Source organism: Paraburkholderia guartelaensis, from assembly GCF_004353905.1.
In the GTDB taxonomy this organism is placed as follows: domain Bacteria; phylum Pseudomonadota; class Gammaproteobacteria; order Burkholderiales; family Burkholderiaceae; genus Paraburkholderia; species Paraburkholderia guartelaensis.
This window is the reverse complement of sequence record NZ_SMOD01000023.1, coordinates 109,011-125,337: the sequence shown is the minus strand read 5'-3', so window position 1 is coordinate 125,337 and position 16,327 is coordinate 109,011. Positions and strand designations below refer to the sequence as shown.

Annotated in this window: 19 protein-coding genes; 8 read left to right on the top strand and 11 right to left on the bottom strand. The window is 58.2% G+C overall.

Annotated features, from left to right (window positions below):
- Window positions 1–68 precede the first annotated feature (68 nt).
- From E1N52_RS27110 to E1N52_RS27100, 3 genes are all read right to left on the bottom strand, one after another.
- Complete coding sequence (locus E1N52_RS27110) at window positions 69–455, bottom strand: hypothetical protein (RefSeq protein ID WP_133185874.1); 387 nt, start codon at window positions 453–455, stop codon at window positions 69–71.
- A gap of 67 nt (window positions 456–522) precedes the next feature.
- A complete protein-coding gene (locus tag E1N52_RS27105; RefSeq protein ID WP_133185873.1) occupies window positions 523–816 on the bottom strand; it encodes a hypothetical protein in 294 nt (97 codons plus the stop codon).
- Window positions 817–881: 65 nt separating this feature from the next.
- Window positions 882–1,412, bottom strand: a complete 531-nt coding sequence (locus tag E1N52_RS27100; protein WP_133185872.1) for a hypothetical protein — start codon at window positions 1,410–1,412, stop codon at window positions 882–884.
- A gap of 580 nt (window positions 1,413–1,992) precedes the next feature.
- On the opposite strand from E1N52_RS27100, the gene E1N52_RS27095 reads away from it, so the two are divergent.
- Window positions 1,993–2,196, top strand: a complete 204-nt coding sequence (locus E1N52_RS27095) for a hypothetical protein (RefSeq protein WP_133185871.1) — start codon at window positions 1,993–1,995, stop codon at window positions 2,194–2,196.
- Window positions 2,197–2,398: 202 nt separating this feature from the next.
- On the opposite strand, the gene E1N52_RS27090 is transcribed toward E1N52_RS27095, so the two are convergent.
- Entirely contained in the window at window positions 2,399–3,349 is a 951-nt protein-coding gene (locus E1N52_RS27090) for a hypothetical protein (protein ID WP_133185870.1), read from the bottom strand.
- Between the two features lie 86 nt (window positions 3,350–3,435).
- Window positions 3,436–3,975 carry a hypothetical protein gene (locus tag E1N52_RS27085; RefSeq protein WP_133185869.1) on the bottom strand — a complete coding sequence of 180 codons (540 nt, stop codon included), beginning with the start codon at window positions 3,973–3,975 and terminating at the stop codon, window positions 3,436–3,438.
- Between the two features lie 348 nt (window positions 3,976–4,323).
- Here E1N52_RS27085 and E1N52_RS27080 point away from each other — a divergent pair, with 348 nt between their 5' ends.
- The gene (locus E1N52_RS27080; protein WP_133185868.1) at window positions 4,324–4,512 is read left to right on the top strand and encodes a hypothetical protein; all 189 of its coding nucleotides are present in this window, start codon (window positions 4,324–4,326) and stop codon (window positions 4,510–4,512) included.
- Window positions 4,513–4,917: 405 nt separating this feature from the next.
- Window positions 4,918–5,964, top strand: a complete 1,047-nt coding sequence (trfA, locus tag E1N52_RS27075; RefSeq protein ID WP_133185867.1) for a plasmid replication initiator TrfA — start codon at window positions 4,918–4,920, stop codon at window positions 5,962–5,964.
- Window positions 5,965–6,497: 533 nt separating this feature from the next.
- On the opposite strand, the gene E1N52_RS27070 is transcribed toward trfA, so the two are convergent.
- On the bottom strand, window positions 6,498–6,722 hold the full coding sequence (locus E1N52_RS27070) for a hypothetical protein (protein ID WP_133185866.1): 225 nt from the start codon (window positions 6,720–6,722) through the stop codon (window positions 6,498–6,500).
- 181 nt (window positions 6,723–6,903) lie between these two features.
- On the opposite strand from E1N52_RS27070, the gene E1N52_RS27065 reads away from it, so the two are divergent.
- The 5 genes from E1N52_RS27065 (at window position 6,904) to E1N52_RS27045 (ending at window position 10,739) form a co-directional block, all read left to right on the top strand.
- Window positions 6,904–7,272: a hypothetical protein gene (locus E1N52_RS27065; RefSeq protein ID WP_133185865.1), complete on the top strand. Its 369-nt coding sequence runs from the start codon at window positions 6,904–6,906 to the stop codon at window positions 7,270–7,272.
- Between the two features lie 17 nt (window positions 7,273–7,289).
- Window positions 7,290–7,589, top strand: coding sequence for a hypothetical protein (locus tag E1N52_RS27060; protein WP_133185864.1), 300 nt, complete (start codon window positions 7,290–7,292; stop codon window positions 7,587–7,589).
- 747 nt (window positions 7,590–8,336) lie between these two features.
- Window positions 8,337–9,473, top strand: a complete 1,137-nt coding sequence (locus E1N52_RS27055; RefSeq protein WP_133185863.1) for a replication-relaxation family protein — start codon at window positions 8,337–8,339, stop codon at window positions 9,471–9,473.
- Between the two features lie 381 nt (window positions 9,474–9,854).
- Window positions 9,855–10,103 (top strand): DUF2442 domain-containing protein, encoded by a 249-nt coding sequence (locus E1N52_RS27050; RefSeq protein WP_133185862.1) that lies wholly within the window; start codon window positions 9,855–9,857, stop codon window positions 10,101–10,103.
- A 318-nt stretch (window positions 10,104–10,421) separates the two neighbouring features.
- Window positions 10,422–10,739 carry a single stranded DNA-binding domain-containing protein gene (locus tag E1N52_RS27045; RefSeq protein ID WP_133185861.1) on the top strand — a complete coding sequence of 106 codons (318 nt, stop codon included), beginning with the start codon at window positions 10,422–10,424 and terminating at the stop codon, window positions 10,737–10,739.
- Between the two features lie 344 nt (window positions 10,740–11,083).
- On the opposite strand, the gene E1N52_RS27040 is transcribed toward E1N52_RS27045, so the two are convergent.
- The 5 genes from E1N52_RS27040 to E1N52_RS27020 all read right to left on the bottom strand — a co-directional run bounded on the left by E1N52_RS27040 (window position 11,084) and on the right by E1N52_RS27020 (window position 16,320).
- Window positions 11,084–11,461, bottom strand: a complete 378-nt coding sequence (locus tag E1N52_RS27040) for a hypothetical protein (RefSeq protein ID WP_133185860.1) — start codon at window positions 11,459–11,461, stop codon at window positions 11,084–11,086.
- 204 nt (window positions 11,462–11,665) lie between these two features.
- Window positions 11,666–12,352, bottom strand: coding sequence for a hypothetical protein (locus E1N52_RS27035; RefSeq protein ID WP_133185859.1), 687 nt, complete (start codon window positions 12,350–12,352; stop codon window positions 11,666–11,668).
- Window positions 12,353–12,538: 186 nt separating this feature from the next.
- Window positions 12,539–13,126 (bottom strand): hypothetical protein, encoded by a 588-nt coding sequence (locus tag E1N52_RS27030; RefSeq protein WP_133185858.1) that lies wholly within the window; start codon window positions 13,124–13,126, stop codon window positions 12,539–12,541.
- Between the two features lie 139 nt (window positions 13,127–13,265).
- The gene (locus E1N52_RS27025) at window positions 13,266–14,105 is read right to left on the bottom strand and encodes a hypothetical protein (protein ID WP_133185857.1); all 840 of its coding nucleotides are present in this window, start codon (window positions 14,103–14,105) and stop codon (window positions 13,266–13,268) included.
- A complete protein-coding gene (locus tag E1N52_RS27020; RefSeq protein ID WP_133185856.1) occupies window positions 14,092–16,320 on the bottom strand; it encodes an anti-phage 6A-MBL system cap2_3 protein in 2,229 nt (742 codons plus the stop codon). Before E1N52_RS27020 ends, E1N52_RS27025 begins: the two co-directional genes overlap by 14 nt.
- Between the last annotated feature and the right edge of the window lie 7 nt (window positions 16,321–16,327).

Sequence of the window (16,327 nt, the reverse complement as noted above, 5' to 3'; positions counted from 1 at the left end):
AAGTCAGGTTCTTTTCATATAGGGACTAGGCGGAGTGCGCGTCGCATGCTCCGCCCGTCATAGAGCGCTCAGACGCGGTTACCCTCTGCGCTACCACCGTCGGGGCTCCGGGGGTGAATACCTGCATACGCCAGGTACCACTCATACAGCGTGTCATCTTCCGGCATCCGCATTTTCACCACGTCGAGACCCACAATCTCGTACATGAGCCCATCTCCGCCGACAGCACAGAGAGCTAGGTCAGTGGTCACCTTCACGATGTTTTTGGTTTCCGGGTCGTAGTGAATGTACGGACTGAAGTTGATGAAGTCCGAGACCACTGCGTCGAATTCGTCGAAATCCTCCGCGTAATCGGCGGTTCCGGTGAACCTGTGGAGCGAACTCTCGACACGATGCCCCTCCCAGTCGCCGCCAATCAGGCAGATACGGGTCAATTCAGTAGATGCAGCTCTCATATTTCCTCACATATATTTAGTTATACACAACAATGCATCGAAGTTAACTCCACGCACATCGCAACAATCAACTTGACTCAATCACCTCGCGCGCTGCACGTAGCAAGGCCAGCTGCAGCTGGACGAAAAGCCAGTCTTCTTCCTCCATTCTTCCGACTGCCTCAAAGTCGGCGACGGGCAACTCGAACTGGCTGAACAGCTCCCCGTTCCGACTCGCAATCATGTCGAGTACCTCGGCTTGCCGGCCAATGGGCGAACCGTACAAGCGCACCGCTTCGAGCAATTGCTCGAACGTTTCCAGTTCCCCTGCGCTCGGCCGCCTGTTTGCAGCTCGCACTCGTTGGGCCGCTTCTGCTATCACGCTACGCATATTCCCCCACTCAATCGGATATTGTTCTCTCGACCACGGCGACGTCCATGCAGCCGTCAGACACGATAAAACGCGTACGCATAGAAGCGCCCTAATGGCGTCAGCCTGGGGTCCGTCGGGTCGACGATGAGCCCATCGGCTTCAGCAATCAGCAGGTCCCGCCACGTCGGTGAAAATCCCTCCGCGATGTAGAGACGCTCAACCGCTCCGCCACAGCGCAAATCGACGAGCACACCGGGTTGCCGGTGCTTGTACGTAGACTGCGTCGTCAGCCGCAGGCCGTGGCGAGCCAGGCCATCGGACAGATACGCTGGCAGGTGCTCAGCGTCATCCATACGTTCCCCAACAATCTGCTGAATCGCCTTTCCTCGAACCCGCTGGTTGCGCAACGGCTCGAGAATCGGCGAATTCAGGAATCCGGGGGCGTTACCTACCGAAAATCGTGCCGCACGAGCCTGCATGTCCGCGTGCTCAGCCCGCTGCGGCGCGTATCGCTCATCGCTGTTGAGAAAAGAAAACGCCTTGCCGTGCAGCCTTTCCACGACCCTGCGCGCCCTGAACGCGTCCAGTATCAGGATGTTTGCCATGTTATTTACCCCGTTTTGTAGGCCAGAAAATGAACACGCCGAGTGGCACCGCGAGCAGATACCATCCATGCCACCGAAGCGGCGGGATGCCGAATGCCAGCCACGCCAAGAGCTCGCTCACAAGTAGCACCAGCAGTAACACTTTGACAATTTTTATTGCCTTCCTCATTTATTCCCCGCGTCAAACAATGGCATTCACTCTACGGCTTTAAAACTCAGGTTGTCAACGATTAAATACTTAGCACCAAATCAGTGCTCTTAAAAACCATTCCTTTTTAAAGGCCAGAATAAAACCAGTTCTTTTTAATGGATTAAATAAGACTGATACTTCCCAATGGACCGGCCAGGAATCCGGCATCAGGGGGTAGCCGGCAGCTTTGGCACGGCACGCCCGCCGGAATCCCCGCCCGCCTCCCGCGAGTCCGGAATTCGTCAGCGTGCTTTCCCGCTCCTTTCTCGTGACATTGAAAACGGTTGACTCATTAGATTCAGGTCGCCTTCTTTCATGAATTCGTCGCCAGCTATTCGTGGCTCAGTGCATAAGCGAGTTTATAATTATCAAAACTGAGAGATAAATTTCATGTACACCAATATCGAGCAGCAAGCTTTGACCAGCCTCTTCGCACCGGACGCTCCGACCTTCACAATTTCACGCACCACAATGAAAAGGCTCGCCGCTGACAAACTGGCGGAGCGCCGGCAGGACATGCCGGATAAGGAGCTTTACTGGATTTCACTTGAAGAGGACCTCAGTGACCTGCTCGGAGCGTCGTCATTTCACTGAAGTACGGCGGGCTGGGCCGATGCCTCTTTCTCAAACGTACGCGAAATCTGACTCAGTATTCGTTTACGGGCCGACAAAGGCGTATAAGGTACAAACCTCGATACCGACTGAAGGAAAGCGGCATCGAGGTCGAGTGAGACAGCTCTGAAATCCTTGAAGCGCAACATCGAGAACGAGAGCCCTTAACTTGAGGGCTCGTTATTCATCGGCGACGGCCGAACACGGACCGGTCGTATGGGTGAAATCGCGCCCAATCCAGGAGCTCTGGCCAGACGTCATCGCGCAGCTTTCGTGCAGAGTCGGTGCGCTTTCCGTGACACGCGGAGATATAGCGAATGAGCTTGTCTGAACAACCCACGAAGGTCTTCTCGGCCGCAGCCTTGTTCCATCGCCAATCCCCCATCTGATGCATTTGCCGGAAGTGGTAGCCGAGGATACCGATGCAGATACTCGCAACCTCGTCGAGCCGCATCTTGTCGCGCGCAATGTCGGCGTACGACCAGCCGCAGACGTACGCGTGGGCAATGAACATGTCGTGCTCGTCGTTCCGGTACTCGCCAGAACCGGTCTTTTCGAATGGCGAAAACGAGTAGGAAAGCGCCGTATACCACTGGAGATTCGTTACGCCCCGCTCGAACATCGAGGCCTCAGCCGGAATCTGTACGTCCATGAACTGGACGGTATTCTCAGCCTCCTCGGCTCTGCCACGAGCGATATCCAACTCTCGCTGTGCAACGATTCGGTACTGCCGTATGGCCTTTTTATCCTGGCGAACGACAGCCTCGACATAAGCAATACGCTCCGCATCGAGCCCATTGCGGACCAGATTCCACGTGCTCGAATGCTCGAGGCACATCACCACATGCGGCACAAACTTGTCCTTCAGAGCCGCCCAAGCCCGGAAAGCGCTATGGGCGTGGTCATCGTACTTGAATCCGAACGCAGCGAAAAATGCCACCAGGTGGGCATGCTGTTCCAGCGTGTTTTGATAGGAATAGCCGTCCCTGTCCGACCAGGTAGATTCCGAAAACTCATAGCGCATCAAGTCCGACAGCCGGTAATGCTCCGGCGTGTAGTGTTCGGGCCCGACCTCAACCGGAGCAGGCGCAAGAGCCGCCTCCGGCTTCTTCTTGAATTCAATGATGTTGCTCATCGTCTAACCTGTGCTCAGTCCAATCGACCAGCCTTGGTTCACCGGCCAGTGAGAACGACAACCAGCAGAAATAGCTCGTCCTACCTTTAAACCATACACTCGCGCGGTATCAGTAGCAGAGCCCGCCCCTCGTCCTTCCTCTCCTCGAACTTGAGCTCCGCAGCGGCGCTCACCACCGCTTCAACCCAGTTCACGCCCACCTTGTCATAGGCAGCCCGGATTTTGTCCGTACGGAGGTGGTGTTGGCCGACGAGCACCCATAGCTGAAAGTGCCCGGATGGGTCCGACATCGAAGATGTATGAAAGTACAGGCCGAAACGTCTGTACAGCGCCTCGTATTCTGCGGAATAAAGGCTGCTGCGCAGCGGATAGAACAGGTCGCGCAGCTTCGCGTTATTGAAACGGAGGTTCAGGAGAGGGACGAGAGCGGGGTTGTCGAGGGCAGGAATGGTCGACGGTTTGAACGACGACGCGAGACGTTGCAGGTGCTCATATTCTTCCGCTGTGCGGAGCATGCGCAGGCGAGTCTCGGCCATGCTCTTTTGTAGCGACTCTGGCAGTCGCTCTACGAAGGACGCACCCGGGTCGTCCTTTTGCACAAACTTGCGGTGCTCCTCGAGATTCACTACCTTTCCCACCGTCAACTCCCCGTCTGATTATCTTCTTGTGCCACCTCGACTAATTTACGGCTTTCTGGCGGAAAAGCGTAGGCTCATATCTCTAAAAATTTGAGCCACAGTCAATGAACGACGACGCATGACGTTGAGCAAGCGCGCGAGCGCAATGGCGTCGCCTGGAAATCGCATGTTGCGCTACCGAACCTGCCGCCGGCAACGCGCTCGACAATGGAGAACCAATCCTTTCCAGTGGCCAGAAAAAACCGTCTCCGGCCGAATGCCCGCAGCCTCCGCTCGCTATAGATTGCATGGCGCACAACGCGCCCTGCGCAACCACACAACAACAGAGAAGAGACGATGGAAGAAAAATTTCGCGTGTCCTGGGAGTTCGCTGACGGTCTTTACGGATACCGCGATTTTCCCGACTATGAGTCAGCGTGGGCGTTCTCACTCAAGGTTGACCTCACCGCTCGCGTCTGGATTGGCTCCGAACAGGTGCAGCAAGGCTTTATTGCATCCGACGACCGAGTCCCCCTGGACTGGTGAGGGTCGGCACGCCATAGCTGGCACACCGCTGCGCTCGTCACACCCGCTTGACGGGCGAAGTCTGCCAATCGATGCGCCCGATTCAGCCAACGCTCTACGCCTTTTTGCATCAACCGAATACATCCGGTCGCTACCCGTTCTGGTGAGCCCATCTGCGGCTCGATACCCCAACAGGAGAGTAGCAATGTATTCTGAAAGTGTCGGCTCTCATGCCGGATTCAGCGAAAAGGCGTATGACGGTCCCGCGTCCCCCTTCCACATCGGTCTCAGCCGCGCACGAAGTGGCGAGCTTCCGAGGTGCGTCGTCAACGAAGGGGGCGTCCATATCCGTGCGTTCGCGCCGGAATTCACCCCACCTGCCGTTTCGCGCGCTCAAGCGCTCTTCACCACCACGGGAGAGCGGTCATGAAACTCACGTCGGCAGAAAAAGCGGAACGCCGCACGCACTTTCGTCAGCAGTTGGAGCAAGGCGTCGAACCACGGGAAGCTGCACGGACTGCGACGGAGCGCGCGAACAACGCCGCCACGGCGTCGATGCTCATGGGTGCGCTCGAGAAACTGCCGCAGCCACCGGACTGGTACGAGTCGCCGGAAGAACGAGCCGTGAGGACGGAAATGACGAACGCGGACAAGGGGATGTCGGCGACGGCCACGGGTGCGCGAGAACCGCTGACGCCGGACCATCGAGAAACCACTGTTGTTGTTCCTCACGAATTTGTCCGATGCGGCCTATTCGGTGTTGCCGACCCTAAGAGTTCGCGACAGCATGTGCCGCATGCCGTTTTCGAAGTGTACGGGACGAACGGCGGCACGATTACCTATTGCGGACCGGAATTGCGGCAGGACGACCGCCAGGTTTTCTTCGAAGCGCTGAACTTCGAACGCAGCACGCCGGGCTCGGCAACTGCAACGCCGAATCAATTCCTCGTGAAACTCGGCTGGAGCCGCAATACTGAATCGCGCAAAAAACTCCACGCCTGTATCGGACGGCTGCAAGACGCGCAGCTCACCATCGAAGTGCGACGGCTTGGCAGGCTTGTTATACCCAGTCTGCTCACCCACGTCGACGTACTCGACGACGGCAGCTATCGGATGAAATTTCATGACAGCGTGCGCAGGCTGTACGACGACAACTGCTACACCTGCCTCAGACGGGAATATGAGCAGAAGCTCGAACGCCGCAGCGACCTCGCACGATGGCTGCTACTCTTCTACTCGACGCACCAGACTCCGCGTCCAATACCACTGGCTACGCTGATAGAACTTTGCAACGACGCCCCGGAGAAGAAGTACGCGTTCAAGGACAAGCTCACCGCTGCGCTCGGGCAACTGGTTCGCGTGAAGTTTCTGCTGGGATGGAATATCACCAGGAAGGTCGATGGGAAGTCCGGGACCGAAATGGTCGAAGTCAAACGTCCGCGCATGGTCAGGTTTGAGGACCAAAAACAGTAGTACTACGAAGAACGGCGACATTCGAAGTGGCCGTTTTCTTTGCGGGCGCACCGGTTGCGCCAACGCGCCTTTGAACAGGAAATCCGCGCCCTTGACCAGAATCTGTCGCACCTTTGACCGGAAATGGCGCGCCCCTGACCGGAATCGACCCCCGGAAACCTTTGCTGCATAAGGCTGAACGGGGTTCCTAAAAGAAGTAAAAGGAGCCTCAAAAAAGTAAAAGGCGGTCGCAAGCCGCGCCCGCGAGAACCTTCAAGCCTGGCGTCTTCCTGAACGTGACGCCTCGGCAGGGTGAAGTTCACAGGGAAAAGCTCTTCTGTCCTTCAGGGTAAAGTCTCGAACGAATACTCCTTCCAGCCATGGAGCCTTCCTGTTGAGAGACTTCAGGGTGAAGCCCTGCCCGAGGAAACCCGTGTTAGCCAGCGATGGGCTTCGCCCACCCCAAGGTCTCCTCGAAGGAACTGTGAATACGCTTCGATTACAAAGAGGTCGGTTGCGCCGCAACCGCCTGGCCATCACCTGCGTAGCAGGCTTCAGCGCTTCTCCAGCAACGCTTTCCATCGAGCCGGCATATCGGGCTTGAGGAGCACCACTGGCAGCCGCCGGTACCTCACATTTTCATAGCTTGCATCACGTGGCTCTGGTTCACCAGGGTAATACACCGAATAACCGTCACCCTCCTCGAACGTCCACGGCTCTGCCTGAAACTCGACTTCATCGACCGAATCACTCTCTGTCGAATCGGCGGCGAGCGGCATGAATCGCACTTCCGCCTCCGGGTCAGCGTCTCGCAGTCGCGCAAGCAGTTCCCTGACTTTCACTTCCCCCTCCCTCGCTGGTGTTAGCCCTCGTCATCAATCTACGCGTTTCTGCATCAGAGCTTCCGTCGATGTCGTAACTACACAGCGATATAGCCAATGAACTTCGACGGGAATCCGAATGACCGACAATACCGAATCCGAACCGCTCCGGGCCACGACGGCATCACCGGCCGTGCGATTCATCAGGGACTATCTCGCAATCTGCAAAAAGCACCAGTACATCGTAAGCAAGTCCAGACTCGAATTCTGCGAGCCGTCGAACGAACTCGACGATGAGGTCGCTCTCGCGGTTCGAGCGCTCGTGGAGTCCGGCGACAGTCTAGCCGGCATGGAAGCTGAGTGTGCAGCGCTGCTTGCCAGGCGGACCTACCTCCCGTCGTATGCGCTTGATGCTGTCGTGCGGCTGCTGGGCGGAGCAAAGTGCCGCGCGCTGGTGTCGCCCGAGGAGGTCGAGTGGTACTTCTCCGAGCCCGACCGATGCCTCTGACAGGCAAGGGACCCGCAATGAACGCCCCGATTCCCCTTCCTGTTGCAACCTTCCAGACCGCCGACACCCAGGTGGTCCTCTACCGCAACGACGACAACTACCAGTTTACGGTCGTCGTTCAGGGCGAGCAGGTATCGGTCGGCTACCACCGTGGATTGAACGCCCCGCTGCATTTCACCGTGTACGACGGCGACCCGGCCTTTTTCAGGAAGCTGTCCATGCGGCAGTTTCACGACGTCGAGCTGGGGGTCTGGCACTGCATGCGGCAGCTCGGGCCTCTGGCAGGCCCCTTGGCGTCTGCGGAACCGCAACCATGAGGGCACCCTCAGCATTGCCCAGCACGGTTTTCGTCACGGCCGGCACGTCGACACCGAACGATGCTCCCGACGCCTTCAGCCGAAGGACGGCGCGGCGTCCAGCCGCGTTCATCGACGCAACCTTCGGCAGCGTGCACGGGTCACGTTTTCCTGCGCAGGTACGGCAATGGACAGCGAGTTGCTCGCGACCGTGCCCGGCTACGCCGGTGCAAACCCCGCCACCGTCCCAGCGCGTGTCGGCATTGTCAATACGCGTGTGCGCGACAGCGCGCACGCGGACTGGCTCGGGGTCCCCGCGCTGCGGGAGAGTCGAGTTGCTTTCGCAGCGTGGGGCAGCCAGCGGCAAAACGGCATGCCGTTCGCACAGTCGATGCCGTCGTTCAGGAAAAACAGTGGCATCGCCAGAACGACTGGGGACGGAGGCGGGGTTTGCACCGGCGCAGCCGGGCCGAACGCACATGGGCCTTGCAGGACGTCGCGACGAATACATCGATGCCGCGCGCCCCTGCGCGCGAGGCTGGACAAGGGGAAAGAACAGTTGTCCCTGCCCGCGTCCGGCCGGGCAACGAAGCCTCGAAAAAACCAGCCTTTTTCGGCGTGCGTGGTGGTCAGCATAGCGGACCTTGATATCGCATTCGCTATACGAAAAAACGCCGCACGCGCGCCCGACGACACCCCGCTGCACGTGTGGCACCGCAGACATTTTTTCTCGAAAGTACCGCGATGAAACATCGAACTACAGCTCCGATGGCCGACGCCCATGGCGAAGAAGTTCCGGCCACGCTAGAACAAAATCCGCCCCCTCTTGCGCACGAAACGAGTGGTGCGTCTGGCGACGATACCGGCGGGCAGGCCCGCGTGGTCAGTCGCGGTCTCACCACCGCGATTCACCCGACCGCGCTGCGACAGATTGTGTGGCTGCGCGCGCTCGAGACCATCAACCGGTTTCGTGTCGTCCGCGCCATCGACATTGCCGTGGCATGCTTTCCGGAGCGTCCGTTCAAGGCAGCGCTCACAGCAGCACAGCGGGCGATGCGTGGCCTCGCGAAAGCGAACCTCGTCCGCCGTTACCGGACCGACCGGTTCCAGCATGTGTACGGCCTGACCGTCGCAGGCGCAAGATGGCTCAATGACCGGGGGGTAGATGCCGTTGCTTCCGTTCGACGCGTCGTCGACATGTTGAATCCCGAGCACATGTTATGGATGAATTTCGTCGTTCTCGGCGCTGAAGCACGCGAGCTGCGCGCGATGACGGAACGCGAGGCGCTGCAAGACCTCAACCTTCAACGCGACGACGGCGAAGCCGCCATCCAGGGTTTCCTGACCGTCGAGGTGCCTGGCGGCGCGCGCACATTGCGACCCGACGCCATTGCCTTCGAAGACGACGGCATGACATGGGTTGAAATCGACAGAAGCAAGCGCGGCGCGGACCGTGAGGCAGCCTTGTCGGCGCTCGCCGGCCGTGTCGGCATACGGTTGCCCAATCAGGCCGTGCTGCGCCGCGTGGTCGTGCTGGCGAGAACCGAGCGAATCTGGCAACGCGCACGAGCCGTCCTGCGCGCCAAGGCCGCGCTCGCCGACGACGTGCCTCTCGTACGCGGCAGTAGCCGCCATTTCCGGGAAACTGACGACGGTGTGTTCGAAGTCTGGGCCGCCGTCACGCAAAATCCAGGCGGCTATGCCATCGATATGTGTGTCGGCCATGTCATCGTTCAGTTGCTCCCGACATGGCTCCCGAAAGTTCGGTTGGACAAGAGCAACCGGCAACCGCTCGCCGGCTGGTTCGACGAGAACTACCTGCCATACCGACGGCCAGACACTCTACCACCGTGGCCCAAGCCGGCGTCACCGCTGCTGAAAACTTCCGGCGACCAACAGCGCTGATAGCTATACATGTTGCGACTCCGCACCATCGGATTTCGCCGTACTGAAAATGACCCAGTGCAATGATTCTCCGACGAAGATGTCCTCAGGCCTAGCTAGCCTATTGCCCTCCGGCCTTATCTCCGGAGGGCTCTTTTTCTCCTCGTTTCGGGCAATTGCATCTCCCTCACCGCGTTCGACGCCATGGCGTCAACCTGTGCCTTCATTCTGGCAGCAGCCCTGGCTGGACTAACCAAGCATGTTACCGAACAGCTAGCACCCAAGTTGCCTTGCGCAACTGCGACTTACGGTACATTCACCCCCAATGGCTTCGGCTAAACTTGGAAATCGCGCTATGAAAGAGCGTAACGGGCACCGACTCATACCACGCCGTCATAAACCATGAACGTACGCATCCTCGACCTTCACTTCGAAGCCGACTCGTTCACGGTGCGCCTGTCTGATGGCCGCACCCTTACGGTGACTCTGGCGCGGTTTCCCACACTGCTTCACGCAACAGTGGAGCAGCGAAAACACTTTCGCATCAGCGCATCGGGACAAGGGCTGCATTGGCCCGACCTTGATGAGGACATCGGCCTAACTGGTCTACTCGCAGGGCGAGGAGACCAGACGTCGCGAAACCCGTCGTGACCACCCCGCCTCAGTCCTCTCCCACGGCAAAGCTCGCGGCGTGACGGCTTCTGTGCGCCAAGCGCGTGATTCAACGGTCAAAGCCCTCAAGGCACCACGCATGCTTTTCATGATTGGCCTTCGCAAATCGATTTGCCAGCCGCGCCATCTGGGCTCTACAGCCGACGGTACTCCAAGGCATAGCCCCCACCTCCTCCAACAGCCTTTCCTCCGAGGCCTTTTTCATCCATGGCCTGCCATCGTTGCGGTCCGCGACGTAGCTATACAAATAGACGCTGCAATCGCACCGTCGCGACATCAATTTCAGAGGACATCAGAATGCAGGCATTTGGTAACGTGGCTACGCCTCCAGTGCGTAAAGAGAGCAAGACGACGGGAAAGGGATATTACGAGTTCAGAATGTGCGAAAGCCAGCGCGGCGTCGACAGCGAGCCCACCTGGTACAGCGTCAGGGTAATGCGGGACGCGAACCTCGCACTGTCCAAGGGGGACTTTGTGAAAGTCACTGGCAAGCTCAAAGCCGACTTCTACCTGTCGCGCGAGGGCAAACCGACCGGCACTTTGCTAATTCTCGCGTTCGAGGCCGCGAAGATTGCCAAGCCGGCCGCCGCCAGCGCGGAATCGGTTTCGGCCTGAGCGCAGTTTTCACTTGCATTAGGGCTGTGACGTGCGACGAGGTAAATCCAAAGTTGAACCAGACAGGCGCTCGCCGACAGGTCAAGTTCGCCGTGCGCTCAAAGGATGGAGTCGCCGGGACCTGCTGGCAGTTCTCCAACTGGTCGAGGAACTGGTCCACTCCCGCGACTGGGAGGGGCTGACGGAACTCTTCGGTGACGCGTGACGGCATCATCGTCGCCGGCAGTTTCACGAACCGTCGACTGATTCGGCCACCCTCGGGTGGCCGTCTTTTTTCAGGCTGGCCGACCTCCCAGGCTAGTCTCCTGGTCAAGTTTCATACAAGGGACGGCTGGAGCGGCGACTTACTTCGTCAAGTCTGCAACGATTTGACGGAGCGGATGGTCCTCAGGGAGGTCGTTGGGGTCAATAGACGGCAACACTCCCTTGGCCGTAATCCCCATTGCCTCATATTTAGCGCGCGCAGCGGCCATCAAGGAGTGGTCAAACGCCGGCTCAAGATTGTCCGCGCCTTCGAGTGCTTCTTTGAGCGCTGCTTCAAGGGCTTTCTCCGCGCGAATGTCACCTTTCGACTCCGCGCTTTCCTCTAACGCGGCCAGAAGCTGAACGGCATTCCGCAGGTAGCCAAAGGCCCGCGCTTCCTGACCACTGAGCAGGTTACCGTATGCATCGCGGCAAAGGCCGAGGGCGATGCCCGTTGCTTGACGGTTCAATCCTTTCATGTTGCCTCATCGGTAAAGTTATCGATTTGAGAGCTTGAAGAACTCCCAATCTGTTATCGACAACATCCATAAATACTTAAGCGCGCTCTCGCCTGGTCACCGCCGCCGTGCGCGCGCAACACGCCACAAGCAGCAAACGCTCGTTGTACGCTCCAGCCGAGACTCGCCACCGGCAGCAATGCAACGTTTGGCAAGAGCAGCCCGTCACGACTTGGTCCCAATGGCCGAAACCTTGGCAAAGATTTCAGCAAACTTATCTGTCACTGGCTTCGCTGCCGTCCAAGAGGTGGTCCAGCGTATCCTCTTCAGGTTCCGGATAAGCGAAGCAATGGCAGCCGGCTCTGCATCGAGCATGTAAAGCTTCCGTAGCGTCTCCTCTCGCGGCCGCATACCGTCCGGTAAGCGCCGTACCCCAAGGAGATAGACCTTGCTGGCATCGTCGAGGTAGGTCTTGCAGTGGGCTTCGATAGCCGTCTTCTCGTCGTTGATTGCTGCCACCTTTGCTTCCAGAGGAATGGAAGCTGGAATCATCCCGTTCAACTTTGCCAAGAAGTCGAGAAGGGCAAAAGCTGGACCACCCGCAGCTTGGCCTAAACCAAGTTCCGCTCGAATGGCTTCCTCGTCGTCCTCGGTCAAACGAATCTTGAAGTCGCCCGCTTTTTTATGATTTCCCAACAGCTTGAATTGCAGCATCTTCTGGGTACGGGCGAGAAGTATGAAAAGCTCAAGGTCTCCCCATACGATTCGCCCCGACGAGTCTGTCGTCATGAACAGCAGAAAGACGAACTTCCCTCTACCTTCCGCCAGCGCAAAGGCAATGGAAGGTTCGTGCCGATTTACCGCTTCCAAGAAGGCCGGATGCAGGCCCTTGAAGTTGAATTCTGTTGTCAAAGCATCCTCCATTTTGGAGTGGGAACATGAGCGAGTACTCGGGTACAGCGAAGCGAGTTCGTCTGTGGGCGGCCAAGGCCGGCGCGGCGAACCGCCGCGCCGGCGGAGCAAGTCCGACGAGAGATGCGGTCTCCTTGAATCGTTAAGGGGCAGGTCTCGAGTTGTTTCACATTGCGCGCCTTCCGTTCACATGCCATTGATGTACGGCCACGCCAGGTATTCAATGGCAGCAAGCGCAAATGCACACGCGGCAATGCTGACCGTCATGAACACCTGGCAGCGCCGGTCCCCCGCGTTTTCCTTAAACAGGCTCGTCAGAGCACGACACTTTTTTGAACCCATGTTGCGGTAAATAGCGGCGAAAACATAGAGAACCAGTGTGGCCACAACAGACATAGCTACCAGCTTGACTTCGTGGGGGCGCTTCATGATGACCAGAAGCATGATTACCGTACCCTCCGCGAACATCCAAGCTGAGAACATCCAGTACAGCAGGACGTCTCCAGCTAACAGTGTCGCATCGATGGCGGGACGCGGCGGACGGTTTTCCTGATACCCCATCATGCGATTGACTGAAATCTCCACGTGCTTCGCGAGGGCCATTACCGCCCGCCCGGTCTTCTTCCATTGCTTTCCGGAAGCGCTCAAAGCTCGGTGCGCCTTGTCAATCTGAACTGCAAGCTGGATAAGCAGAAAGATAGCGAAGAAGGCCTGCAACCAATCGCTGGAAAGGTAGTTTGTGGCGAGATTAAGAAGGGGAACGACCGACGGCATCGATATACCTCATTGCGAATGGTTGACGAAAAAATCGACGGCTTGTTCTGTACATTTTACGGACGGCAGATGTCCATGACTTGCCGTACAGTTGGAGCAAATCGCGGCAATCGACGCGAGCGTTCGCTGCACGTTAGCATCAGGGTGCCGGACCTTTGGTCGCCGCGCCGGACTTCGAAGCGCTCTCTGTCGACTTCGGTTTTCGACTATGTACTGGTACCGCAATGACTTCGCAACATCGAATCAATTCGCGTGCGTATGCAAACGCGGCATCACGTACCATTTTTTCTCGAAAGTAGAAAAGCCAAACGAGGGACAACATGGCGGTTAAAACGAGTTGAACGACCGTGCCGGGTTGTGCTATTGCCACCCGGAAAGGAAGGTCTGAATGGAAGTACGACACGCCGGCAGACCAGCCTGCGGTGAGCACGCAGACTGCAAGCCCCAGCCAACGAATGCCGTAGCCGTTACGTCGAAACCCATATGTCGCATTTTCCGCACCAAGCAACGCGAACCGCTTCTTGTCGCGGGTGTGTTGCAGGAGCCACTGAAGCGCGGAATCGTAACGCGCATCTGCGTCACCCGGGTTAGACGTTTCTTCTCCCGCCGTCGGAAGCGTCACCTTGGCCTTCGCTCGCAGGCACGCGTGATAACGCGCCTTCGTGTGCGGGTCAATCGCTGGGTTCGAATGACGCAGCAACTGAACGCTCGGTGTGCCGCCCCAACGCGCGAACAACGCTTGCTGCTTCATACGACCGAGCCCCCGACTCATGTCCGCGAGCAACCACAGGCCACCAACGGCAACGAGCAGTGTCGCCACGCGCTCCAAGACGGCTGTATTTTCGAAACCGAAAATCGCACTCGTCAGCAAGGGGGTCACTGCAAGCATCGAAGGTGCGAGTCTGGCCTTCCGGTCATACGCATCAAAGAGAATCTGTCCGCCCCACACCATGCTCACTCCCGTTTCAATATCCGTCACGGACAATCGCCGAATATCCATCTGGCCGATGAATAACCAGGACAGCTGCACCAGCGATGGTGCCTTCGAGCGTTTTTGCCGTCGCAATATCCACTGCAGATGGACCAGCGGGCATCAGATGACTGTGCCATGTTCCGAGACACCAGAGAACACCTTGGCCGGTTTCGTTATACACATGGACACGCTCAGCCATACCCTTTGTTCCAAGAACAAACGCCGATGCAGTGCGCTTGCTGTCAGGTGGCGCATCGAGGACGTCCACGATGGTTATTTCACGCAGCGGCATCGATACACGCCCTACGATAACGCCGCCTGTCTCGACCGCCGGGTGAGCCGCGACATCCGCACACATCTTGCGATGCGCTTCATCCAATACACGGACGCTCCAGCCATCGTCGGGCTCCACCAGCGCAACGTGTGTTTTTCCAACCGCCTCATGCTGCCAGTCGACTGACATGCCGTCCGTGCTCAGTCGTGCGACAGCCAGCATCCCGGCTTCGGACAAGCCAGTAGGATATAGCTGCAGGGTAGCCTGCCCAACACCGGCTGCAATGAGGGAAATATTCGCGTCGGTCATAGGCAGCGTCACGGAATTGCAGCCGACCCCGACGCCAACCATGCTCAAATGCTCTGACGCGGGTGCCCTGAGAATCCCCGCCTGCCGCAAACGTTCGAATACGCGCGCCATCAGGTCTGTCGTCGACGGGTTTCGGTATTCACCTTCCAGCGTGAGCAAACCCGCGCTGCCGAGATTCAGTAGGCACGCCTCCATGATGCGCGCGGTGATGGGCGTGGCGGCAAGGAAATGTCGTACGGACGGAGACCCCGTAGTGTTGAGCAATACTGAGTCGCGACTCGACAAAAACGGCGCGAACTGTTTGTCGTCGTAGGGCAGCGTCAGGACGCTTTTTTCATATATGGGCGGCGTTCGACCTCCAGAGAAAGAGGCAATCTCGTTCGCCAACAGCCGACTTTTGCTCTCCACGCGCCCGAACTGCGACGGGTACAACGCGTGACGTGCCGCGTTGTGCGGCGAGAACCGGTCGTTATCAACGAGCAGTGCTGGCGAGTATCCAGCCCTTGCAACGTGAACGGCGATTTTCGAGCCAAGGCTCCCGCACCCGACAAACCCGAGCTGAATGCGCGAGGTATTGTCATCGATACCCGAAGTGCGATGTAGAAGCGCCGATGACATCGAGGCGGCAATCAGCACCGGCGAAACTAACTTTTCATTCGCTGCTGTCAGCCCTTTGGGCGGACTTACGTCGATGCGGTAGACCAGAAACTCGTAATCCGTCGACAGACCAATGAGTCGAACGGGGCGGCGAACAGCAAGGGCGATGTAGATAGGGAGCGCGTTGGTTTTGGCCACCGCACTGGCCACAGTATCAATGTTCGCGCTAAATCTTGACAGCGCCTGTTCGCAACCCACCTGCTCTGCCAGTTGACGCAGGTCAGCGTACGAGCGCACAGTGTCCGGCTGGTAGCTATCGACGATACGCGGCCCGGCCTTGCCTTCCGGCACCGGCCAGCAAACAGCGAGCAGGGTCTCGGCAATCAGGACGTCTCCTTCCTGCCGTACGCCGGCACATAGCTTTGAAAACTCCTTGCCGCTTAGGGCGGAACGTGCCTTGCGACGATTACGCCCATACGAAGCACCCGTCTCTCGCGACCACGCAATAATCGCCGGATAGACCTTCACACTACCCAATACTGCATCACCCGCCAGTCCATCGGGGTCGGCCTCCAGCATGTCGTCGCATTGGTCTCGCCGCATGGGCTCCCACCCCTGCGCATAGTCGATAAGCTTGTTCTCGGCGGCATGCTCAAGCCACAGCGCCATTTGGTCGAAAAGTCGCTCAACGCCGTCGTTATGCATCACCTCCAGTGCGCTGCCATACACGACGCATGGCGGCACGCGCTCTCCCGACTGATGCGGATTAATGTGCGGAAGCGTAGCGTTGAAATCCGGTCGCAACGTTGGGCGTGGTGCCCGATACGGGTAGTCGGGTGGAAAGTAATACTCCACCGTTTCCGTTGCGCGAACACCGGTCGGGCTTATGCCTGCCGCGCGCCAGGTCGACGCAAGGTTCGTATCGAAATCCGCCGATGCAATCGCGTCACCTCCTGGCAGCTCGATGACGGTCACCTGCGTGACCGATGGATGCGCCTTCAGTTTTTTCAGCGCATCTTGTATCGAAGAACTCAGACCCACGCGAGCG